Here is a 22,635-nt window from a genome sequence, read left to right on the forward strand (position 1 = left end):
CCTACAAAATCGGACACCAACTCCCTGTTAAATTGATGCGGAATAACCAGAACGGTGTGCTGGGTTCCGGGCAGACCGTGAGCATCAGCGCCGCCAGTCTGGATAACAGCCATGACGGCAGCCTGGTCAGCGATGGCAGTCTCACCGCACGTATCAATGGCCTGTTTGATAACCAGAACGGCGACCTGAGCGCCAAAGGCGTGATCGACCTGCAGACCGGCAGCCTCGACAACCGCAATGGCAGCCTGATCGGCAAGGATCGGCTGACCCCGCGTAGCGATTCGCTGGACAACCGCACCGGCAAAGTACGCGCTGGCAAAGACCTGCAACTGACCGTCGGACAACTCGATAACCGCCAGCAAGGTCTGCTCAACAGCCAGGCCGCCATCAACTTCAATGGCACTCATCTGGATAACCGCGGCGGCTTGCTCAGCGCGGCGGGTGCGGTGCAACTGGAGGCAATCAGCGTCGACAACAGCGGCGGCCGTATCTCCAGCAAAACCGATCTGACGGCCAAGGTTGCGCAATTCACCAACCAGGGTGGCGAACTGGTTGCCCAGGGGATGTTGACCCTCAATGGCAAAGGGCTCGATAACCGCAACGGCGGTCTGGTAGGCGCGACAAAAGCGCTGAAACTCAACGTCGATGAAGTGGGCAATCGCGGCGGCGAAATCTCCAGCGCCCAGGCCTTCACACTGGCCGCGCAGAACCTGGATAACAGCAATGGCAAATTGATCAGCACTCAAGGTTTGACCCTGCACATCGATCAACTGCTCGCCAGCATCAAGGGCCTGATTGCCGCACAGACCCTGGAGGTGCACAGCGCCCGTCTGGACAACACCGGCGGCTTGATCAGTAGTCGCGGCGCCCTCGGGGTGACGGTAGACGGTCAACTCGTCAATCAAGACGGCACGTTCATCGCTGACGGTGACGTGCACATCAGCACCGATAGCCTGGACAACACCCGTGGCCAGATCGCCGGTAAAACCGATGTCACGGCCAGCGTCGCGACCCTGAACAACCAGGGCGGTCAGTTGATCGCAACCGGTGGGCTCACTCTGACGGGCATCAACCTCGATAACCGGTTTGGCGGCCTGGTCGGTGCGACCAACGCCCTGCACCTGAACGTGGAATCGGTCGACAACCGCGGTGGTGAATTGTCGAGCAAGTCAGATGTGACCCTGGTCGGCAACCGTCTGGACAACAGCGATGGCGGCCAGGTATTCGCCGAAGGCGCGCTGGCCCTGACGGTTGCTCAAGTGCTCAACCGCGCCAAAGGCCTGCTCTCGGGCAAGACCGACCTGACACTGACGGGACGCGATCTCGACAACAGTGGCGGCTCACTGTTGAGTCAGAAAAACCTGACGCTCGATCTCACGGGTGACCTGAACAATAGCCAGGGCCTGCTCAGCGCTGAAGGGACGCTCGGGGTCACGGCCGCCAGCTTGACCAACACCCTGGGCAGCGTTTCCGCTTTCGGGCCGCTGACGTTGACCACCAGCGGCGCGGTACTCAATCAGGGCGGCGAAATCGTTACTGACGCGGGCATCACACTCAAAAGCGCGAGCCTGGATAACCGCAACAAAGGGAGCATCAGCGGCAAGGGCGCGGTGATCGTCAACACCGGCGCACTGGATAACAGCCACACCGGTCGATTGAACAGCGGCGCCAGTCTGGACCTGACGGCCACCCAACTGACTAACCAGGATGGCGGTCGCATCGCCAGTGTCGGTGCGCTGACTGCCAGCGTCACCGGCCTTGATCAGCAAGACGGGCAACTGTTCAGCAACACGTCCCTGGTGCTGGATCTGAACAAGGGTCAGCTGAACAACCAGAATGGCCTGATCAGCGCGCCATTGCTGATGCTCAAGAACCTCACCGACATCAACAACGATGGCGGCGAAATCTCCAGCGCCGAGGCCTTCACGCTTGCCGCTCGTAGCCTGGACAACAGCAATGGCAAACTGCTGAGCAATCAGAATCTGACCCTGCGCATCGATCAGGCACTGACCAACCTCAAAGGCCTGATCGCCGCCGCGGCACTCGACGTCAAAGCCGCCAGCCTGGACAACAGCGGCGGCACGCTGACCAGCCGTGCCAACCTCAATCTGAATCTCGACGGGCTGCTGAATAACCAGAACCAGGGGCTGATCAACGCCACCGACGACCTGACTATCAACAGCAGTGACCTGAATAACCAGAACGGTTCTTTGCTGGGCAGCGCGATTGCCATCGACTTCGGCTCGGTTACCGGCGACCTGAACAACAGCGGCGGTCTGATCACCACCGCAGGCTTGCTGAGCATCCAGCACCTGCGCGACCTGAACAATCGCAGCGGCGAAATCTCCAGCAGCCAAAGCCTCAACCTGACATCCCGCGCCCTGGATAACAGCGGCGGCAAACTGATCAGCAGCAACTTGCTGACGGTCAACGCCGACACAGTACTCAACCAGGGCGGCCTGATCTCTGGCTGGCAGGGCCTGAACCTCACCAGCAACAACCTGGACAACCGCAACAAAGGCACGCTGTCGAGTCACGACAGCGATGTGGTCGTCAGCGTCAGCGGTGCGATTCTCAACAGCGGCGAAGGTGCGCTGGTCAGCCAGAAAACCCTGAGCGTCAATGCGGCAAGCCTGGACAACAGCAACGGCGGCATCCTCTCCAGTGGTGGCGCCCAGACCCTGACCCTCAGCGGTCTGCTCAACAACGCTCAGGGCGGCTTGATCGACAGCGGCGCGACCCTGGCCATGCAGGCCATGACCCTGGGTAATGCCGGCGGCTCGGTCAACGCAAAACAGGACCTCAGTTTCACCGGCACCACACTGGATAACACTGGCGGCAACCTGATCGGCAACGCTGCCGTCACCCTCGACCTGCTCGGTGCCCTGACCAACACCAACGGCAAACTGGCCAGCGCCGGCCCGCTGCGGGTGCAACGCACCACACACATCAATAACCAGGGCGGCCAACTCGCCAGCCAAGGCTTGATGACCCTGCTTACCGGTGACCTGGACAACCGCAATCTCGGCACTATCGCGGCCAATGATCTACTGACCATCACCACGGGTGGTACGCTGCAGAACAGCGCCGACGGCCAGATCTACAGCCAGAATGGCGACCTGCAAATCCAGGCCGCCAGCCTCACCAACGCCAAGGGCACCCTGCAAAGCCAAGGGGCTTTGAACCTCACCATCAGCGGTGATATCGACAACCAGAGCGGTCGGATCGTCGCCAAGGACGGTGACCTGTCCATCAAGGCCGGCAACCTCGATAACCGCGGCGGCGTGCTCGCCAGTCTGCAAGCAGCATTCACGGCCAACCTGACCGGCGTGCTGAAAAACGGCTATGACCTGAACAACAACCGCCGCAGCGGCGTCACCCAGGCCCAGCGCCTGAACCTGACTGTGCTGGCCGGCATCGACAACTACGGCGGGCGTATCGCTGCGCAAAGCGGCGACGCGATCATCGCCACCGGCAACTTCGACAACCGCAACGGCGGTCTCTACGCCAAAGGCAAGGTCAACGTCACCGGCAACAATTTTGACAACAGCGGCGACAACGATGGCCAGATCGCCGGTCAACAGATCGACCTCAACCTCAGCGGCGCGTTGAACAACCGTCTGGGCATCATCGAGAGCGACAGCACCTTATCGATCAAGGCGGCCAGCCTCGATAACCAGACCGGTCAACTGCGTGCACTTGGCACCAGTGGCAAAACCAACTTTCAGATCGGCGGCCTGTTCGACAACCGCAACGGCACCCTGGAAAGCGCCAACAGCGACCTGAGCATGGCGGTTGGCAGCTTCCTCAACGGTGGCGGCAGTCTGCTGCACGTGGGCAACGGCACCTTCGACATTTCCACTGCCAACGTCACCGGCGCTGGTGGCTCGATCGTCACCCGCGGCGGCTTGACCCTCAACGCCGACAGCTGGAGCAACAGCAACGTCATCCAGGCCGGACGCCTGAACGTCAACGTCAATAACTTCAGCCAGACCGCCAGCGGCCAACTGCTCGCTTCCACCAGCCTCGTCGGTACCGGCGGCAATTGGTACAACGATGGACTGATCGCCAGTGACGGCACGCTAAGCCTCAACCTCGGCGGTACATACTGGGGCAATGGCCGGCTCAGCAGCCTCGGGACGCTCGGACTGAGTGCCGCGCAAGTGAACCTCAACGCCGCTTCGACCATCGCCGGCGGCGGTGACACCTCGGTGACGGTGGGGGGCCAATTGAGCAATGTCGGTCGCCTGACCTCGGCGACTAACCTGACCGTCAACGCGGGGGGTATCTACAACCAGGGCGCGCTGGGCAGCGGTCAAGCGCTGACCGTGACCACCGGCTCGCTGGTCAATGACCGCGGGCTGATCTTCAGCGGCGGCAACATGAGCCTGCGGGTCAATGCGCTGAACAACAGCTACGCCAACATCTACAGCCTGGGCAATCTCACGATTGACCGTAATGGGCAAGGCGCCCAGGCCGACAGCATCGTCAACAGTTCGGCGTCGATTCAAAGCGACGGCAGCATGAGCCTGGCGGCGAGCACGATACAGAACATCCGGGCGCTGTTGACCATCAGTAATGGCGGTATCTACACCGCCAGGATTGATGAGGGTGCGTGCTACCGGCCGGGTTACCACAATGACTGCGGCGGCGGCAAGGAAACTCATACCTGGGATATCACCCAGCGTGAAAAACTGGAAGTGACCGCCGCCAGTGCGGCGTCCAGCATCACCGCTGGCGGTAATCTGAACATCAACGGCGGCGACCTGTTCAACCAGAGCAGCACCATCGCCACCAGCGGCAACCTCACCGCTACGCTGAACAACCTGACCAACACCGGCGTAGAGACCAACGATACCGAAACGGTGCGGGTGTACCGCAGCAAACGGGACAACGGCGCCGGCAGCTGGCTTGATGCCGCCAGCGCCTTCACCAATCAGTACTGGTTTGCCAGCAGCGGTTATGACGCCAACCACCTCACCGGCCTGGAAGCGGCAATGGCCGACTTCATCGGCACCACCGAAGTCGAGATGCCCGAGTTCCGCCAGGTCACCCAGTTGGCCACCGGCGATCAGAGCTATGCCGCCATTATCCAGGCTGCGGGTGCGGTCAACATCAACGCCCAGAACAACATCGACAACAGCGTCGTACGCGCTGGCTACAGCTACGTGGGCAGTGGTCCCCGCACGGGCACCGGTGCTTCGGGCAGCCAGTTCTCCACGCGCATCACCGTCAATCAACAATTGCCGCCTAACCTGGCCCAACAGCAAGTCAACCCGCTGACCTTGCCTGGCTTCAGCCTGCCCACCGGGCAAAACGGCTTGTTCCGCCTGAGCGGACAAGACAGCAGCACGCCAGTGGCCAGCGCTCCGCAAAGCTGGACCATGGGCGGCGCCAGCGTCACCCCGTCCCAGCGTCAACAATCGCTGCCCAGCGTCCAGCCACGGGACATTCTACTGGGCAGCAACACGCAGGCCTCGGCCAGCAGCGTTGCCCTGAACCCGGCGGATCATCAGGCGTCGAACGTGGGCGTCGGTGCCAGCGCGATCGACGTCAGCACACCGACGGCCAATTCAACCGGCTCGGCACTGCCTGGTCGTTCCACAGCCTTTACCGTTAATCGTGTCCAAGGGGTGCCGGCCAGCAGCGGCCAGTCCAAACCCCAAAAATACCTGATCGAAACCAACCCGATACTCACCGACCTCAAGCAATTCATGAGTTCGGATTACCTGTTGTCGAACCTGGGTTACGACCCCGACCAAAGTGCCAAGCGCCTGGGCGATGGCCTTTATGAACAACGCCTGATCCAGCAAGCGGTAGTGTCTCGCACCGGCCAGCGTTTCATCGATGGCCAGACCAGCGACGAAGGCTTGTTCAGATACCTGATGAACAACGCCATCGCCAGCAAAACAGAACTCAACCTGTCGCTGGGCGTCAGCCTGACCTCCGAGCAAGTCGCGGCCTTGACCCACGACATTGTCTGGATGGAAAACGCCGAAGTGAACGGCGAGCAAGTGCTGGTGCCGGTGCTGTACCTGGCCAACGCCAACAATCGCCTGGCCGCCAACGGTGCCTTGATCCAGGGCAGCGACGTAACCCTGATCGCCGGCAAAGACCTGAACAACGCCGGCACCTTGCGCGCCTCCAACAACCTGTCGGCCACCGCCACCAACGACCTGGTCAACAGCGGCCTGGTGGAAGCCGGCAATCGCCTCGACCTGAAAGCCGGCAACAACATCGTCAACAAGGCCGGCGGCATCATCGCCGGCCGTGACGTCACGCTCACCGCCGCCCGGGGCGATGTGATCAACGAACGCACCGTCACCACCCACGAAAGCAGCAGCGGCTATCGCAGCGAGCGCACCGACTTCGTCGACAACGCCGCCCGCATCGAAGCCGGCAACTCGCTCACCCTCAACGCCGGACGCGATATCAACAACGTTGGCGGCGTGCTGAAAAGCGGGGCTGACACCACGATCACTGCCGGTCGCGACGTCAACCTCACTTCCGCTGAACAGATCGTCAGCGGCGAGCAGGGTCTGCACCGCAATCAGACCATTACCCAATATGGCTCAGACATTGATGTCGGGCAGGACCTGAAGGTCAATGCCGGACGGGATATCACCGCTATCGCCAGCCAGATCGACGCCAAACGCGATGTGAGCATGAGCGCTGTTGGCGACTTGACCCTGGCTTCGGCGGCGGATGAGCAGCACTCGTATGGCAAGAGTAAGAAGGTGACGAGTCAGGAGGACCATGTCAGCCAAGTGTCCAGCACAGTCAATGCGGGCGGCAGCATTACCCTGAATGCAGGCAAGGATTTGACGCTGATCTCAAGCAAGATCACCGCTGGGGATGAGGCCTACTTGGTGGCGGGTGACAAGCTCGAGCTGCTGGCGGCGCAAGACAGCGACTACTCGTTGTATGACATGAAGAAGAAGGGCTCCTTCGGCGCGAAGAAAACCCAGCGCGACGAAGTGACCGATGTGAAATACATCGGCAGCGAGATCAAGTCGAGTGGCAACCTGACACTGGTCAGTGGCGGCGATCAACTGTACCAAGGGGCCAAGCTTGAGAGTGGCAAGGACATTACCCTCGACAGCGGCGGCAGCATCACCTTTGAAGCGGTGAAGGACTCTCATCAGGAGAGCCACGACAAGAGCAGCAATAGCTGGGCGTGGACCAGCATGGAAAACAAAGGTCAGGTTGACGAAACGCTGCGGCAGAGCCAGCTTACGGCTAAAGGCCAGACGCTCATCAACGCAGTTGATGGATTACACATCGATGTCAAAGCCATCAACCAACAAAGCGTGAGCCAGGCGATCGATGCCATGGTGCAAGCTGACCCGAGCATGGCTTGGCTAAAGAAAGCTGAAGCACGGGGCGACGTGGACTGGCGCCAAGTGAAAGAGCTGCATGACAGCTGGGATGAAAGTCATTCTGGGCTGGGCGGCCCGGCAATGCTCATCATCATTATCATCGTCACCTACTTCACCGCCGGTGCAGCCTCCGGTGCTCTGGGGTCCGCTGCGGGCGCAACCGCCGGCTCTACGTCGGCCATGTCGGCAGGTCTTGCAGCGACAGCCACCGAAGGTGCGGTGGCCGCAGGTTGGGCGAACGCGGCCCTTACCGCCGTGATCACCTCGGCAGCCAGTACGGCGGCCGTCAGTACGATCAACAATAAGGGCAACATTGGCGCTGCGCTGAAAGAAACCTTCAGCATCGACAATCTGAAAAACTACATCGTGGCCGGAGGCACCGCCGGTCTTACCGCTGGTTTCTTCAATGACTGGACCAGCACCTCTACCGCCCCAGGCACTGCGTTGACCGATTCCACCAATGGGGTTTTGGCTAACACGGGCAAAGTTGCCGTTTCCAACTCCGGCGGGTTGAGCAGCCTGGAAGGTATCGCCCAGTTCACGGCAAACCAGGCTCTGCAAAACAGCACCTCTGCAGTGCTCAATAAAGCACTGGGTCGCGACGGCAGCCTTGGTGATGCCTTGCAAAGCAGTCTGGTGAATGCGTTTGCTGCCTATGGTTTCAACCTGGTGGGTGATATCGGCCTACAGAACGACCTACCGAACGGAGGCCTCGCCAAAATCGGCCTGCACGCGGTGATGGGGGGCTTGGCCTCGCTCGCTGCGGGCGGTGATTTTAAAACGGGTGCCTTGGCGGCAGGGGTTAACGAAGCCCTGGTCGACAGTTTGGCCTCGGTGTATGCCGGGATGCCGAAAGCGGATAGGGATCGACTGTTGGCCATGAACTCGCAACTGATAGGAGTGCTGGCGACTGCTGTTCAAGACCCTGATGCGGATTCCGGCAAGTTGCAACTCGGGTCTTGGGTCGCGCAGAATGGGACGCTGTACAACCGTCAGCTTCATGCCGACGAGCAAGATTGGATCAAGGGGCATGCCAAAGAGTTTGCCGAGAAAAATGGCATCAGTGAAGACGAAGCCATGAAACGCTTGAGCCAGCAAGCGCTCAAGGATGTTGACTTCCTGTGGCGATCCATCCTGACTGATGGCGACGATAGTGCAGCGCAAACCTTCTTGAGCAATTCCGGGCAGACATTCACCAATGACCTCGGCGGACAACAAGCGCTGTTCACCGCAAAAGGGCAACAGCTTTTCCGGCCAGAAATGTTTGCGGATACAGCTGATCCGAAGTTCTATCAGCAGTTCGTTCAAAGCGGCGTAAACCGTGACCTGAGCGCAGGTTTGCTCAAAGAACTGAAGGATTCTGGCGTTGAGATAAAAAATGGTGCTGTAGATCTCGCAAAGCTGGCCACCGAGCACCCCGATGTTGTACTGAATGGGTTGTGGGAGGGCGCCAAGGCGCTGCCCCAAAGCGTGGTGGACGGATTTGTAGAGAGTGGTCACGCGATTGGAGAAGGAACCGCCGTTAGCCTCAGTGACGACCTTACCAACAAGCTGAACACCATCTACGGGCAGGATGTACATACCGCTCAAACCACGTTGTTGGCCATTCGAACGCTCCTCGCCGTCTCTGGCGCGGGGAGCGCAGCGAAAGTTGGGGGCAAGCTTTCGGAAAAGGCCGCCGAGGCTATCGGTAAAAAACTGGATGAGGTGATAGACCGCCTGGCGGAGCAGGCCTTCATAAAAAGTGGAGGCATTGTTGATAGTAAAGGCAACGCGCTGATCGATCTGAAATACCTCAGCAATGATCAGAAACGAGTCATCGGTGAGGTGTTCGGTGAAGCGACGGTGCGGCAAATAGTGCCTGAAGGAGAAAAACTGGCGAGAATGCAGGGGGCGGGCGAGACGGGCATTGACGACTTGTTTCGAGTCAATCGTCCGGATGTAGATTATGTGGTTATCGAATACAAGTTTGTCGGGGACCCCAAAAAAGGTGGCAACACGAGCCTGATAAACACGAACGATGGTAAGCAGGCGAGTGAAAGCTGGACGCTGGGGGCCGGGCGGTTGGAAAAGGCAGTGGGTGTTGATTCAGCTCGTGATATCGCTATCGCCGTCAAGACAGGCCGTACTGAGACATGGGTTGTGCGGACGGGGGTGGATGGGGCAACCGAGATCCAGGTGCTCGATTCTTTAGGCAAACCAAAGCCCATTGATACGTCCCAAATATTAGCTTCAAAAACAAATCTTTCAGGAGCACAGCCATGATCCGAGACTCGATGGCGAACATAAACTACTGGCGTGAGCGAGTGGCTAAAGATTTTGCCTGGATAGAAAAAGCAGAAAAACTTCTATCTGAGCCATCACAGAATCCGGTGTACGACCCTCAATTCTCATTTGATCTTTCAAGGGATATTTTGCGTCTTATTCTCCGGCGCTATTCCCAAGGCGATTCTGTTTCTGAGATTGGTCAGTTGTTCCCCCAACTTCTCGATACCTGGGAATTGTCGAATGACCTGGCAGACGGAGTGTGTGCCGAACATAATCTGAAAACCTGTCGCGACTGGGTCTTCGATCTATCCGACCTCAACCACTATATCTGGTGTTTATGGCTTGTTGGGCTGGCGCTTGTCTTGCACATTCCTGACGATCAGTGGAACCGACTGCTGGCCCTCGTTGGTGGAGAAGGCAACGACATCTTGCTGGATCGAATAGTCGCCAGCCGCCAGCCATCACGCGTCATTGGAGATGTCCTCCTGCATGACAAACCTTATGCCCGATTGCTCAAGACCATCGATGCCCCCAAGGAACAACAGGCGATACTGCTGAAAGAGTTTGTCAATTGTTGGTACACGGAACTTAACCGGGGCGGCAAGCAACAGCCATGGTGGTACCAGTACGGCGATCCTGAAAAGCATCCGCTGGAAAAGGGCAGCTACTTTGGACGTTGGTGCATCGAAGCTGTAGCAGCAGTTGAAGCTTTTGGATTAGATGACAGCCAATGTTTGGGGCATCCACATTATCCAGGCGACTTGCTGCGCCCAAACGGCCCGAGCACACATACACCGCAGCTAGAAAAAAAGGCGCGGAGTTGGTTTGGATTTTTTGGGATTTAGCGTAGGAAAGGGGACAGATTCTGAGGAAATACCACAAATCTATCCCAACGCCTGCGCCTATTGACGTAGCTTTAGTTGAATGCGCAATGTGAAACGGGCGACCTACAGGTCGCCCATTTTCATTCACTCCGCAGTCTGAGCCCGCAACCGTCTGCCAATCACATCCATCAAATCACAACCATCGCGCAACGGTATGGCGAGCAATTTTGAGAAGTCGGACAGCACGACTGTGTCGCAGCCGATTTCTGCGCGAAAGGCGATGTTCTCCAGCACCTGAGTGACCGTGCGAATGCGGTAATCCGCCATCGCTTGCAGGACGTCGAGTGGCGCTTGGGTATCAATAAGCAGAGAAGCCGGGATCAAGTCGATTCCGGTGAGGGGCATGTATCTAGCCATAGGTGAAACCTCGTTTAGTTTGCTGAGACTGCCAGCAGATCGTCGCCAAACGAAATGGGGTGGCAGCTGTACGCAGGTTGGCGAACCGGAAACGAGTAACCGGCAGACCCGAAGGTCTCCCGCGCACAACTGCCATAAAAAACAGTTCTGCGGATGCGGAGGCGCCTGCAAATAAGCAGATAGCTCTCGCACTCGTTAGTCAGGTCGCCAAACCCGGTCGCCATGTGGACGACGGGCGGACTATAAGCTTCATAGTTCCAGCGGTCCGAGGCGCCTAGTTCCGAGGTGGGTGTAGGAAATTTGTTTATCCCTCACTGCCACATACATCTTCAACTCATGCCACGAATGGCCTCTTCGAAAGGCGAGTGACCTGCTGAACCAGAGCAGCACCATCGCCTCCGGCGGCAATCTGAGTGCCTTGCTGGTCAACCTGACCAATAGCGGCATCGAAACCGGCGAAACCGAGACCACCCGGGTATTTCGCTCCGAACGAACCCGCAACGCAGGCGGGTTGTACAACGCGGCCGGTAATTTTACCGACCAGTACTGGTTCGAAAGCGCGGGCTACACCCCCAATGATCTGGGCGGTCTTGAGGCCGGAATGGCCAACTTTATCGGCATGACCGAAGCTGAACTGCCTCAGTTCGGCACGACCACAAAAATTTCCTCCGGCGACCAAAGTTACGCCGCCGTGATCCAGGCCGCCGGTGCGGTCAACATCAACGCCCAGAACAACATCGACAACAGCGTCGTGCGCGCTGGCTACACCTACGTAGGCAGTGGTCCGCGCACCGGAACCGGTGCTTTGGGCAGCCAGTTCTCCACCCGCATCACCCTGAACCAACAACTACCGCCGGACCTGGCGCAACAGCAGGTCAACCCGGTCAGCCTGCCCACCGGCCAGAACGGCCTGTTCCGCTTGAGTCAGGAAGGCAGTGCAAACCCGACCGGTACCGGCCCGCAGAGCTGGAATGTTACCGGCGCCACCGTCACGGGAGGCGGCTCATCCTCCGGCGCCCCATTTACCATCAATCGCGTGCAGGGCCTGCCGAGCAATGCCGGCAAATCCCAGCCTCACAAGTACCTGATCGAAACCAATCCTGTACTCACCGACCTCAAGCAATTCATGAGTTCGGATTACCTGTTGTCGAACCTGGGTTACGACCCCGACCAAAGTGCCAAGCGCCTGGGCGATGGCCTTTATGAACAACGCCTGATCCAGCAAGCGGTAGTGTCTCGCACCGGCCAGCGTTTCATCGATGGCCAGACCAGCGACGAAGGCTTGTTCAGATACCTGATGAACAACGCCATCGCCAGCAAAACAGAACTCAACCTGTCGCTGGGCGTCAGCCTGACCTCCGAGCAAGTCGCGGCCTTGACCCACGACATTGTCTGGATGGAAAACGCCGAAGTGAACGGCGAGCAAGTGCTGGTGCCGGTGCTGTACCTGGCCAACGCCAACAATCGCCTGGCCGCCAACGGTGCCTTGATCCAGGGCAGCGACGTAACCCTGATCGCCGGCAAAGACCTGAACAACGCCGGCACCTTGCGCGCCTCCAACAACCTGTCGGCCACCGCCACCAACGACCTGGTCAACAGCGGCCTGGTGGAAGCCGGCAATCGCCTCGACCTGAAAGCCGGCAACAACATCGTCAACAAGGCCGGCGGCATCATCGCCGGCCGTGACGTCACGCTCACCGCCGCCCGGGGCGATGTGATCAACGAACGCACCGTCACCACCCACGAAAGCAGCAGCGGCTATCGCAGCGAGCGCACCGACTTCGTCGACAACGCCGCCCGCATCGAAGCCGGCAACTCGCTCACCCTCAACGCCGGACGCGATATCAACAACGTTGGCGGCGTGCTGAAAAGCGGGGCTGACACCACGATCACTGCCGGTCGAGACGTCAACCTCACTTCCGCCGAACAGATCGTCAGCGGCGAGCAGGGTCTGCACCGGGATCAGACCATCACCCAATATGGCTCAGACATTGATGTCGGGCAGGACCTGAAGGTCAATGCTGGACGGGATATCACCGCTATCGCCAGCCAGATCGACGCCAAACGCGATGTGAGCATGAGCGCTGTCGGCGACTTGACCCTGGCTTCGGCGGCGGATGAACAGCATTCGTATAGCAAGAGCAAGAAGGTGACCAGTCAGGAAGATCATGTCAGTCACCCCTTCAAAAACAATCGCCCCACCACTGTCGAGGATGATGTCCTTACCTTATTGTTGGGATGGCACTGAGCTATACCGCCGAGCTTTTGCCTCTGGCTGCAGGTGTAAAAGGCACAGTAATTCCTAGCGGTTTTTCAAGTGCAGATGACTTTTTACGTTTTGGTACGAATATGCGGGAAGGATTGTCACGTGCAGGTTATGGATATGTGGAGCCCATACTTCAAGGAAGCGCGGTAACAGGAAGAAGTTTTAAATCAGGGCAGGCATTTGATGCAGGAAGAGTTAGTGACTTTGATGTGGCACTGGCAAGCCCAGAGCTGTTGCAGCGTGCTCAATCTATAGGGATAGGACTTAGAAGTGGAGGGACATGTACTGGACCATTGAGTGCAAGAGATCTACAAGCTCTCGGATTACGGGACTTAGCTAGCAATCTAAGCTCGCAAGCCGGGCGTGAAGTTAACTTCATGATTTATGAATCGTCGGCGGCAGCTACAAGCCGTGCACCAAGCATAGTGATGCCAAAATGATGACTTATGATTTGTACGGTGTGGAATGTTTGAACTTGGTCTCGGCAAAGGCACAGATAGAGGCGCTTGCTGGAATTCTTTTTGAGGAAAGAGATAGTACTTATCATGGAGGTGTTTATTACCTTTATGGTGATAATAGTTCGGAGCACTTTGTTCTGAAAAATAATATTGATCCTTATGATGGCGAGCCGGTGGAGCAAGAGTTTTCTGATTACCCGTTTCTGCTCTATGTCAATGCAACGGGCCGTTCTCTTGAGCTAATGGAGATTCTAAAAAGGAAGGCGGGTTTTAGTTTGCTTAGGCACGAAGTTTTTTAATGTTTAAGCGATTGCGTGAGTTGTGGTTGCGTCACATTGGACGTTGTGAGTTTTAATTGGCAAACGGGGACAGACCACGTTTTTCTTTGGGGCAGGAGCACACTACTTCGATTTAAATGTGGTCTGTCCCCTTTTTTTTGAATTTATTTTAGCCAAAGCAGTAATCCCCCCCCCTTTTTTTTCCTTAAATAACTTGAGCATCCCCCCCAATCTCGTAAAATATCGCTCTTAAATTAACATAACCTTCCACAAGGACGAATTGACATGCGTGTGTTGGCTTTACTGTTGGCAATCTTATTTTTGTCGGGCTGCGCCTCGAAGCCGGATTACTACATCTCCCCCTCGCCGGTTCAGATCCCGGCGACCGCTACCTACTGGATCGATACCTTCGACGTTGAACTGATCGGCAAGAATGAGCGGTTTCTGCCGCAAGACACGTTGCGCGAGCAGCTCAGCGTTGAGCTGATCAATCAATTGTCGAGCGCTAATCGCTATGCAGCGAGCAAGGAAAGTGCCGACTACCTGTTGGATGTGAACACCGTCTACAAGCGCCGGATCGGCAACTCCAATGGCGGATTGGTGTCGGTCATCGTCGACGACAATACGATCCTTGCCAGTGTCGATTTCAGTTATCAGGTCAAGGTCAAAAAGGCCGGCGCCGAAGTCTTGCATTTCTCCCAAGCTCGCGAGGGGCTGCAGCCTGGCGGTGCACTTGGTCAGCTTCGCAATATGAAGACGATGGTGGCGGCGCTGACTCACAAGGATAATTCCGACGTGGAGCCTTTCTATATCCGTACCTTGCCGAAATATATCGTGTCCGACATCAGGGATATTCCTTCGCGCTAGACATCCCACAGATGCGGCGGATCCGGTAATCGCAATAACCGGTTTTGCGGCTGCTGCGCAGTCGAGCAGGAGCAAACTCCCTCGCCACCGGTGTGGTTCAGCGGCAATTAAATAAATCTGTCCCCTTGTCCCCAAAAGGGGACAGCCATTAGCCGGTCTCAAGTCAAGGCCAATGGGTGTCCCCTTTTTTCTTTTTTTGCTCCTTTTTTGCTCCAGAACGAAGCAAGGTGTATCTGGTTGCGTTCCACTTTGTGGGTGAGCGTTGTGAGCAGCATGTTTACGATGTGACCCAACCTCAGCAGCGTATTCCCGTGACGAGCGTACCTTCTGTGTGAAAGGGATTTGTCTATTGCTCACAATATGAAACGGGCGACTCAACAGGTCGCCCGTTTTCATTCACTTCGCGCCTTGCGCCCGCAACCGCCGACCGATCACACCCATCAAATCACAACCGTCCCGCAACGGGATGGCGAGCAATTTTGAGAAGTCGGATAGCACGACTGTGTCGCAGCCGATTTCTGCGCGGAAGGCGATGTTTTCCAGGACCTGAGTGACAGTGCGAATGCGGTAGTCGGCCATGGCTTGAAGGACGTCGAGCGGCGCTTGGGTGTCGATGAGCAGGGAAGCCGGTATCAGGTCGATTCCGGTGAGGGGCATGTATCTATCCATGGGTGGAGCCTCTTGTCATTGATGAGGACTCTCTGTGGTCGGGTCGCCAAACCCGGTCGCTTTTTGGGCGACCGGCGGACTATAAGCTTCATCGTTCCAGCGGTGCAAGGTGCCTGTTTCCGAGGTTGTTGTAGGGCATTTGCCCCTGTTGCGGTCAGTCAACCGGCCGCAACCTACAGAACATCACGCAACCTCGTGGGAGCGAGCCTGCTCGCGATAGCGATGAATCAGTCGACATCAATGTTGAATGTTAGTCAGTCATCGCGAGCAGGCTCGTTCCCACAGGGGATTTGTGGTGTTCATGGGGACTGTGTCCAGCCCGGACCAATCCCCCGATGGCTGTGCTGTCTACCCTCCATGGCAGCAGTTGGCCGCTGCCTTGTCCTCATACCGGTCGTGATGCCTCACCCACTCCATGATTTCCTCTTCATTGCGGCCCTTAGGCGTGAGGTCGAGGTAGTTATAGGCCCCGACCAACATGTCCAGGCCTCGGGCATAAGTTGAATAGGTGTGAAAAATCTCTCCAGCTTCATTGCGATAAAACACGCTGAGGCCGGGGAGTTCTTCTTCGGCTCCGTCGGATTTTTCGTAGTTGTAGGTGGCTTTACCGGCGGTGACGTCTTCTGCTCGGGCCGAAACGCCAAAGTCGTAATTGAAATCGCTACCTTCTGACGACACCCAATCGAATTTCCAACCCATGCGTCGTTTGAAGGCTTGGAATTCGGCGAACGGTGCGTGGGAAACCGCTACCACGGCGACGTCATGATGGGCCAGGTGTTGGTTGGCGCCGTCAATGTGATCGGACAGGAACGAGCAGCCAGAGCAGCCTTCGTCCCAGCCTTTGCCAAACATGAAGTGGTAGATGACCAACTGGCTACGGCCGCCGAACAGGTCAGCCAGTTTGAGTTCGCCGTTCGGGCCCTGGAAACGGTAGTCCTTGTCGATTTTCACCCAGGGCAGGGCGCGGCGTTCGGCGCTGAGTTTGTCTCGTTCTTTGGTGAAGGCTTTTTCGTGGGCCAGGTGTTGTTTACGGGCGGCGAGCCATTCTTCTCGGGAGACGACGGGATGATTCTGAATGTTCATTGGGATTCTCCTGCGGGGTGCTGGGAGGGGACTTACACAGCCTAGTCGTTTGGCCTACGCCCAATTCGACATACCGCCGGTCGGTGCTGTTCAAAACCTCAGCTGAACGGCTACGAACCGCACCGGTCACAACCTATGAAGGCCATCTCACTGGCGGGCACCGGAGGTTGAATCAGGATGACGACTTATAACTGGGATTTGATTGAACGCTTGCTGCATGAAGTGCAGAACGGCGCTGGCCATACGTTCACCCCACGACCCTACGCCGAGCAGTATGCGGCGGAGAAAGCGTCGAAAGGTGAGCCGTTTGAGAACCTGGATCACCTGAAAACGGTCGCTGGTGAGTACGAAAAGTTACTGTTGTTACGGGGCTATATCGAGCCTCGGCCAGAAGATCAGGGTGGCAATGGCGAGAACTACATTTTGACGCCTCGGGGCTCGAGTTTATTGAGCTTGATCGACAGCAGCATTCCGGGGAATGACCATCCGCGGCAGGTGTTGGATGAGCAGGAAGATGCGCTGGATGAGGTGAGGTTTGATGAAATCGCATCGAGGGCACAGATTGCCTGAAGACGCGCATATCCCCTGTGGGAGCGGGCTTGCTCGCGAATGCGGTGTGTCAGGCAACTATAAGTTAACTGGTACATCGCATTCGCGAGCAAGCCCGCTCCCACAGGGGAGTTGTGTAGCGCTTAACTTTGTTTTGCTGCCTTCAGGCACTTCAAATCGTTGAAGTCCTTGCGCACCCCTTCGATTTTCTTCAGCAACCGCTGGCGCTGTTCCGGCGTGCTTTCGGCCATCAAGTCCACAAATAATGCGCGGGCCTGGGCTTCGGTGTTGGCGTAGGCCTGGCGATAGTCAGACGTCCACAAACTCTCGCGATTGACCAGAAGTGTCTCGATTTGCTGTGGGAATTCTGGACTCTGGCGCTGCGCAACTGCCGCACTGAACTGTTTCTGCCAATGGACGCGGTTGGCGATCCATTGCGAGTTCTGGTCACCCAAGGCGTTTGACCACGCGACAACACGCAGCTGCTGAGTTGCGCTTAGCGGGCCGAGCCAATCATTCAGACGTTTTTCCATGCGCTGGCTGCGCGCCTTGATCTGTTGATCGAGAGACGGTTTGAGGTATTGCTCCTGGCGTTTGCGCTGGTCCTTGGCGAAGGCCTCGTTCATTTCCGCGACTTGCTTGTCATCCAGCCCCTGTAACAGCTCAATGGCCGATGGGGTGATTTCCTTTGCGGTCTGGGCGATGGCCTGTTTGGCTTCCTGGGTGCGGGTTTGCAGTGCGGCGTCGGTGACCTGGTTGGTCTCGACCATGACTTTCAAGCGATCCAGCCAGTCTAGGTAGCCCGGCAATTGCGTGGTGCAGTGCCAGCTCAGGTGCTCTTTGAGGCGCTCATTAAACCAATCTTTTTGCTCGCCGTTCATGTTCAGGTAGTCGCTGAGCGTCCACGGAATGATCACGTCGAGGTTGCGATAGGCCAGGCCGACGCGGCTGCACGCACCGAGGGCGAGACTGAGGGTGATAATGACGGCGAGACACTTCAACCAGCGCGACATGGGCGAATCCTTTGCGAAGGCCTGGCTTTTTTAATGGGCTTCTTTATGTGAACGCAGGATGAGCCTCGCAGTTCAGCCGATCAGTAAAAGGCGCGTTCGGCCTTGAGGGTGACCAACCCGTCGCATTGGCTGTTGTGCCCGGAATAGGCGGAACAACTGTTGCCGCTCAAGCTGGAGTCACTGTAGATCAGGTCCAGATCGACGCCCATGAACGGGCGGGAAAGTTTCACTGACCAGTCAGTGAAACTGCCTACATACCCACCGTCGACGGACACCGGCGCGTTGAGCTGGTGGGTGGTGTATTTCATGCTGATCCCGATGCCAAACGGCTGATTGCCACCGAGGTCGGCGAATACGGTGCTGTTCTGTTTGTCCGGGTCGTTGCTGAAGGCTGCGCCGAAACGGCTGTCCAGAAAGGTCAGGCCACCGAAAAGCTCCTGGCTGTCGAGGGTGTCTACTTTCGGGTAGCTGTAACGGATCATGCCGACTTCGTACCCGAGGGTATTATCGAAAGGTTGTTTAAAGCCCATGTAGGAGTCGACTTCAAGGTTGGCCCCTGGCGTTAAACCCATGCTCGGTGCCCATTGGCCCACGTAAAAACCGCTGTCGTGACTCAGGTCGAGCCCACCGTGGAACGAGCCGGTGCTGGAAGGTTTGACCAGCCCTTGGGCCATGCTGCGGCTGGGGGTGGTGCCGAGTTTGAGATCGAAGTCGCCCAGTTCACGCTGAAAGATTTGCGCATTGGCGACCGAACACGACAGCAGGGTGCCGAGCAGTAAATGGGAGGGTTTGAGCATGCGTCACTCCATGACAGCGAGGTGCAGGCACTAAAAACCTACTGAAACGCTTGATCTAGACGTGTGTAAGCATACCGGCGAATGATCGGCATCGAGGGCCGTTCGTCGATTTTTGAAATATTGGTGTTTTGCGGGGGTGTTGCGAGGAGGGTTCCAGTCCAAGCGCTTCGAAGCTCAAAGCGCTTAGGGACCAGGTGACGCGGCGGATCTTGGGGAAGTTACTTCTTGCCCAGAGTGATCTGCTTGGACGGGCCGAACGTCTGGCCGCTGACGCCTTTGGCAATTTGCTGGATCTCTCCGCCGGACTTGAGGAACGCAGCAATCTGGTTGTTGATCGATTCGCTGGTTTCAACGGCTGGAGCTGGCTTTGCTTTGCTGTTGGATGCTTTTACACGCATGGCGGCCATTAACCTATAGAAAATTAACTTGGCCAGGCATCGTACAGGAAATACTTGACAATTGCTTGGTAAATATCCCCCCGAAATACACAGGGCAGATGAAGAATTAATCACAAGTTATTATTCTGAATTGGTCCCTAAGCTGCTGTTTTAACTAAGAACGATCCTGAAAAATCACAGTTTTTTGCTTGGCGGACAGGTGCGAAAACCTCCAGAACGGCCTGACGAGCGGCCTGGCGTGTGCGGTAAAGCCCAGGAAAATTAAGCCCTTCAGAGGATTTTCTTGCGCCACCGGGCTGGCCAGCGAACGCGGCCCGCAAAACCGGGTAGAATGCCGCCCACGCAATGAGGGTATTGGAAATGGCTTTAGTCGGGCGCTACAACAGTTTGCAAGTGGTTAAACACACTAACTTCGGTTTATATCTGGACGGTGGCGCGGATGGCGAAATCCTCCTGCCTAATCGTTATATTCCCAAAGATATTCCCAGCGAAGATGAAGATTGGCTCAACGTTTTTGTTTATCTGGACAGCGATGACAAACTCATCGCAACTACCGAAAAGCCGAAAGTTCAAGTCGGTGAATTCGCCAGTTTAAAAGTCGTTGAAGTCAACAGCATCGGTGTTTTCCTGGATTGGGGTTTGCCGAAGGATCTGTTGCTGCCGTACTCCGAAGAAAAGCGTCAGATGACCGCCGGCGAGTATGTCGTGGTGCACGTCTACCTCGACAAGCACACCCGCCGCATCACCGCGACGGCGCGTCTGGACCGCTACCTCGACAAGACCCCGGCCAACTACACCCCTGGCCAGGAAGTTGATTTGCTGGTTGCCGAAGCCACCGATATGGGCTTCAAGGCGATCATCAACAACAAGCATTGGGGCCTGATCCACAAGAACGAAATCTTCAAGTTCATGCGCGCCGGTAAAGAAGAGAAGGGCTTTATCAAAGAAGTCCGTGCCGACGGCAAGATTAGCCTGAGTCTGCAACCGGTAGGCGAAGAAGCCGCCACCAGCCTGAACTCGAAGATTCTCGCCAAGTTGCGCGACAACAATGGCAGCCTGCCGGTCAGCGACAAGAGCGACCCAACGGTGATCAGCAGTATGTTTGGCGTGAGCAAGGGCAACTTCAAAAAGGCCATTGGTGCGTTGTACAAGAACGGCCAGATCGTCATTCACGCCGATCGCATTGAACTGAGCTGAGCGTAATACCGGTCAAACTCTTGTAGCAGCTGCCGAGTTTCTGCCATGGATTGTGTTGTCGAGGTATCACGGTGAGCGCCACCCGGCGCAGCGCCGATGGGTTTGCCCTGCAAGTGATGATTGGGCTGTGCCTGATCTGGGGGATTCAGCAGGTGATGATCAAGTGGGCGGCGCCAGACATTGCGCCGGTCATGCAGGCCGCCGGGCGCTCGGGTATTTCCGCGTTGCTCGTAGGATTGTTGATCTGCTGGAAGGGCGGTTGGGATCAAGTGGGCAACACCTGGCGCGGTGGACTACTGGCCGGCGCGCTTTTTGGCCTGGAGTTCTTCTTCATTTCCGAAGGCCTGCAACTGACTACGGCCGCGCACATGTCGGTGTTCCTTTACACCGCGCCGATCTTCACCGCATTGGGCGTTCATTGGTTGTTGCCGAGTGAGCGTTTAAGGCCGGTCCAGTGGTTGGGGATTTTCCTCGCCTTCGTCGGGATTGCCATCGCCTTTGCCGGTGGGGTCTCGTGGGACAACCTCGATCACCGCATGTTGATGGGCGATGCGCTGGGCGTGCTGGCTGGCGCGTCATGGGGGGCGACCACGGTGGTGGTGCGCGCTTCGCGCCTGTCGGAAGCGCCGGTGACGCTAACGCTGTTCTATCAATTGATTGTCGGTTTCGTTGGCCTGTTGCTGATTGCGATCCTCAGCGGCCAGGTCACCCACGTCAGCCTGACCACCGTGGCGGTGGCCAGTGTGTTGTTCCAGGGATTGGTGGTGTCGTTCTTCAGTTACCTGACCTGGTTCTGGCTGTTGCGCCGTTACCTGGCGGCGAACCTGGCGGTGTTTTCGTTCATGACGCCGCTGTTCGGCGTCACGTTCGGTGTGGTGCTGCTGGGCGAAAAGCTGAGCTTCAACTTCGTTGTCGGCGCGGTGCTGGTGTTGTTGGGCATCACCTTTGTCAGCGCTGAGCAGTGGGTGCGCCGTCGCTTGCGCAAAGCCCTTGGGCAGAGCTGACCGGGCGCAATAACAGACCGCCAGCGACAATCAAACCACTGCCGGCGAACACCAGCGCGGGCTGCAAACCCCCGCTGAAATGGCTGCTCAACGCCGCGAGCAACGGCCCGCTGAGCTGGCCCACGGCAAAGCATGCCGTCAGCAGCCCGGCGTTGCGCTGGGTGGCGTGGGGCGCCAGTTCCCGGGAGCGTTGCATCACCAGCTGCATGCAGGCCAGGAACGGCGTGCCGCAAAGGATCACGCCCAAGGCCAGTCCTGGGCCACTGCCCAACAAGCAGGCGAAGACCCCGGCGGCTTGCAGCCACAACGTCGCCATCAGCCAATAACGAGTGCCATGCGGGTGTTGTCGACGCAGACTCACCAGCACCACCCCGATGGCCGAAGCAAGTCCGAAGCAAGGCCAGAACAGATCGGCCTGCCATTGGCCATGGAACTGCGCGTTGGCCATTTGCGAGAGGAAAGTGGCCGGAATGATGTAGCCTAAACCGTACAACCCATAGACCACACCTAAACGGCTGATGCCATGATTGCCCGAGCCAGCGACGCTGGGGGCGGCGGCCACGGTCGTGGCCGGTTGCGGCAGGAACGGCAGAATCCCCAGCAGCATCGCCAGCCCGACGCCGGCATACACCAGCCACAAGGCTGCAGAAGTCTGCCCCAGCAGGTTCGATCCCAAGGCCAACAAGCCCGTCAGAAAAATCCCCAGACCCGGTCCGGCAAATACCAGGGCGCCAAGCCGTGGGCGACCGGCCGCCGCGGCCAGTGGCTGGCTCAACGCAGTGATCATCACCAACACCCAGGCGCTGGCCACGCCGGTGCCGAACCGCAGCACCAGATGGGACCAAAACCCGTTTGCCCAGAACGAGGCCAACGTCAGCAATACACAGAGCCACAAACCGCCCAGCAAACGCCGGCGCACTTGCTCGGGGCGGCGAGAGAACATCGCGTCCACCGCACCGACGAAGTAGCCGAGGTAGTTGGCCGCGGCAATCAGACCGGCGGCGGTCAGGTCGATCTGGCCTTCGCTGAGCAGGTGCGGCAACTGCGGCGTGAGGGCGAAACGCCCGATGCCCATGGCCATCATCAGGGCGATGAAACTGGCGAGTAAGCGAATCAGAGGGGACATGGTCTGAATTCCAGCAGAGGATCAATGACCGTCAGGCTAGGA

15 protein-coding genes and 1 pseudogene are annotated in these 22,635 nt (G+C 57.6%); 9 read left to right on the forward strand and 7 right to left on the reverse strand.

Annotated features, from left to right (window positions below; translation table 11 throughout):
* The first annotated feature begins 77 nt into the window (after nt 1–77).
* Nucleotides 78–9,644 carry a DUF637 domain-containing protein gene (locus KW848_RS07310; RefSeq protein ID WP_375154706.1) on the forward strand — a complete coding sequence of 3,189 codons (9,567 nt, stop codon included), beginning with the start codon at nt 78–80 and terminating at the stop codon, nt 9,642–9,644.
* A complete protein-coding gene (locus tag KW848_RS07315; protein WP_218536434.1) occupies nt 9,641–10,492 on the forward strand; it encodes a PoNe immunity protein domain-containing protein in 852 nt (283 codons plus the stop codon). Before KW848_RS07310 ends, KW848_RS07315 begins: the two co-directional genes overlap by 4 nt.
* 123 nt (nt 10,493–10,615) lie before the next feature.
* Here KW848_RS07315 and KW848_RS07320 read toward each other — a convergent pair whose 3' ends face one another.
* The gene (locus tag KW848_RS07320) at nt 10,616–10,888 is read right to left on the reverse strand and encodes a hypothetical protein (RefSeq protein WP_218536435.1); all 273 of its coding nucleotides are present in this window, start codon (nt 10,886–10,888) and stop codon (nt 10,616–10,618) included.
* A 367-nt stretch (nt 10,889–11,255) separates the two neighbouring features.
* On the opposite strand from KW848_RS07320, the pseudogene KW848_RS07325 reads away from it, so the two are divergent.
* From KW848_RS07325 to KW848_RS07340, 4 genes and pseudogenes are all read left to right on the forward strand, one after another.
* Nucleotides 11,256–13,136 (forward strand): annotated as a pseudogene (locus KW848_RS07325) (hemagglutinin repeat-containing protein); the annotation flags it as partial.
* Nucleotides 13,127–13,594, forward strand: coding sequence for a hypothetical protein (locus KW848_RS07330; RefSeq protein WP_218536436.1), 468 nt, complete (start codon nt 13,127–13,129; stop codon nt 13,592–13,594). The pseudogene KW848_RS07325 and the gene KW848_RS07330, both read left to right, overlap by 10 nt.
* Nucleotides 13,591–13,911: a hypothetical protein gene (locus KW848_RS07335; RefSeq protein WP_218536437.1), complete on the forward strand. Its 321-nt coding sequence runs from the start codon at nt 13,591–13,593 to the stop codon at nt 13,909–13,911. The genes KW848_RS07330 and KW848_RS07335 overlap by 4 nt, the downstream gene beginning before the upstream one ends.
* A 264-nt stretch (nt 13,912–14,175) precedes the next feature.
* A complete protein-coding gene (locus tag KW848_RS07340) occupies nt 14,176–14,757 on the forward strand; it encodes a hypothetical protein (RefSeq protein ID WP_218536438.1) in 582 nt (193 codons plus the stop codon).
* Nucleotides 14,758–15,153: 396 nt separating this feature from the next.
* Here KW848_RS07340 and KW848_RS07345 read toward each other — a convergent pair whose 3' ends face one another.
* Together KW848_RS07345 and KW848_RS07350 are read right to left on the reverse strand one after the other, a co-directional pair.
* A complete protein-coding gene (locus KW848_RS07345; protein ID WP_111452677.1) occupies nt 15,154–15,426 on the reverse strand; it encodes a hypothetical protein in 273 nt (90 codons plus the stop codon).
* A gap of 348 nt (nt 15,427–15,774) precedes the next feature.
* A complete protein-coding gene (locus KW848_RS07350) occupies nt 15,775–16,509 on the reverse strand; it encodes a thioredoxin family protein (protein ID WP_218536439.1) in 735 nt (244 codons plus the stop codon).
* 177 nt (nt 16,510–16,686) lie between these two features.
* Between KW848_RS07350 and KW848_RS07355 the strand changes: the two genes are divergently transcribed.
* Nucleotides 16,687–17,079, forward strand: coding sequence for a transcriptional regulator (locus KW848_RS07355; protein WP_074874388.1), 393 nt, complete (start codon nt 16,687–16,689; stop codon nt 17,077–17,079).
* Nucleotides 17,080–17,201: 122 nt separating this feature from the next.
* Here the strand turns inward: KW848_RS07355 and KW848_RS07360 are convergent, their stop codons facing one another.
* The 3 genes from KW848_RS07360 to KW848_RS07370 all read right to left on the reverse strand — a co-directional run bounded on the left by KW848_RS07360 (nt 17,202) and on the right by KW848_RS07370 (nt 19,275).
* Nucleotides 17,202–18,071, reverse strand: a complete 870-nt coding sequence (locus tag KW848_RS07360) for a DUF6279 family lipoprotein (protein WP_218536440.1) — start codon at nt 18,069–18,071, stop codon at nt 17,202–17,204.
* An 80-nt stretch (nt 18,072–18,151) separates the two neighbouring features.
* Nucleotides 18,152–18,868 (reverse strand): TorF family putative porin, encoded by a 717-nt coding sequence (locus tag KW848_RS07365; protein ID WP_218536441.1) that lies wholly within the window; start codon nt 18,866–18,868, stop codon nt 18,152–18,154.
* Nucleotides 18,869–19,086: 218 nt separating this feature from the next.
* Entirely contained in the window at nt 19,087–19,275 is a 189-nt protein-coding gene (locus KW848_RS07370) for a hypothetical protein (protein WP_017337097.1), read from the reverse strand.
* Nucleotides 19,276–19,626: 351 nt separating this feature from the next.
* On the opposite strand from KW848_RS07370, the gene KW848_RS07375 reads away from it, so the two are divergent.
* Together KW848_RS07375 and KW848_RS07380 are read left to right on the forward strand one after the other, a co-directional pair.
* Nucleotides 19,627–20,463, forward strand: a complete 837-nt coding sequence (locus KW848_RS07375; protein ID WP_008153208.1) for a S1 RNA-binding domain-containing protein — start codon at nt 19,627–19,629, stop codon at nt 20,461–20,463.
* Nucleotides 20,464–20,534: 71 nt separating this feature from the next.
* A complete protein-coding gene (locus KW848_RS07380; protein ID WP_111452681.1) occupies nt 20,535–21,467 on the forward strand; it encodes a DMT family transporter in 933 nt (310 codons plus the stop codon).
* Here KW848_RS07380 and KW848_RS07385 read toward each other — a convergent pair.
* Nucleotides 21,412–22,593, reverse strand: coding sequence for an MFS transporter (locus tag KW848_RS07385; protein WP_218536442.1), 1,182 nt, complete (start codon nt 22,591–22,593; stop codon nt 21,412–21,414). The two genes, KW848_RS07380 and KW848_RS07385, sit on opposite strands and share 56 nt — an antisense overlap.
* Nucleotides 22,594–22,635: the final 42 nt, after the last annotated feature.

It is taken from the genome of Pseudomonas sp. PDM25 (assembly GCF_019219045.1).
Classification (GTDB): Bacteria; Pseudomonadota; Gammaproteobacteria; order Pseudomonadales; family Pseudomonadaceae; genus Aquipseudomonas.

Bases quoted from the DNA above. Each gene is read 5' to 3' on its own strand.
- KW848_RS07315 (WP_218536434.1), top strand. From the start codon at position 9,641: ATGATCCGAGACTCGATGGCGAACATAAACTACTGGCGTGAGCGAGTG.
- KW848_RS07320 (WP_218536435.1), bottom strand. From the start codon at position 10,888: ATGGCTAGATACATGCCCCTCACCGGAATCGACTTGATCCCGGCTTCT.
- KW848_RS07330 (WP_218536436.1), top strand. From the start codon at position 13,127: ATGGCACTGAGCTATACCGCCGAGCTTTTGCCTCTGGCTGCAGGTGTA.
- KW848_RS07335 (WP_218536437.1), top strand. From the start codon at position 13,591: ATGATGACTTATGATTTGTACGGTGTGGAATGTTTGAACTTGGTCTCG.
- KW848_RS07340 (WP_218536438.1), top strand. From the start codon at position 14,176: ATGCGTGTGTTGGCTTTACTGTTGGCAATCTTATTTTTGTCGGGCTGC.
- KW848_RS07345 (WP_111452677.1), bottom strand. From the start codon at position 15,426: ATGGATAGATACATGCCCCTCACCGGAATCGACCTGATACCGGCTTCC.
- KW848_RS07350 (WP_218536439.1), bottom strand. From the start codon at position 16,509: ATGAACATTCAGAATCATCCCGTCGTCTCCCGAGAAGAATGGCTCGCC.
- KW848_RS07355 (WP_074874388.1), top strand. From the start codon at position 16,687: ATGACGACTTATAACTGGGATTTGATTGAACGCTTGCTGCATGAAGTG.
- KW848_RS07360 (WP_218536440.1), bottom strand. From the start codon at position 18,071: ATGTCGCGCTGGTTGAAGTGTCTCGCCGTCATTATCACCCTCAGTCTC.
- KW848_RS07365 (WP_218536441.1), bottom strand. From the start codon at position 18,868: ATGCTCAAACCCTCCCATTTACTGCTCGGCACCCTGCTGTCGTGTTCG.
- KW848_RS07370 (WP_017337097.1), bottom strand. From the start codon at position 19,275: ATGGCCGCCATGCGTGTAAAAGCATCCAACAGCAAAGCAAAGCCAGCT.
- KW848_RS07375 (WP_008153208.1), top strand. From the start codon at position 19,627: ATGGCTTTAGTCGGGCGCTACAACAGTTTGCAAGTGGTTAAACACACT.
- KW848_RS07385 (WP_218536442.1), bottom strand. From the start codon at position 22,593: ATGTCCCCTCTGATTCGCTTACTCGCCAGTTTCATCGCCCTGATGATG.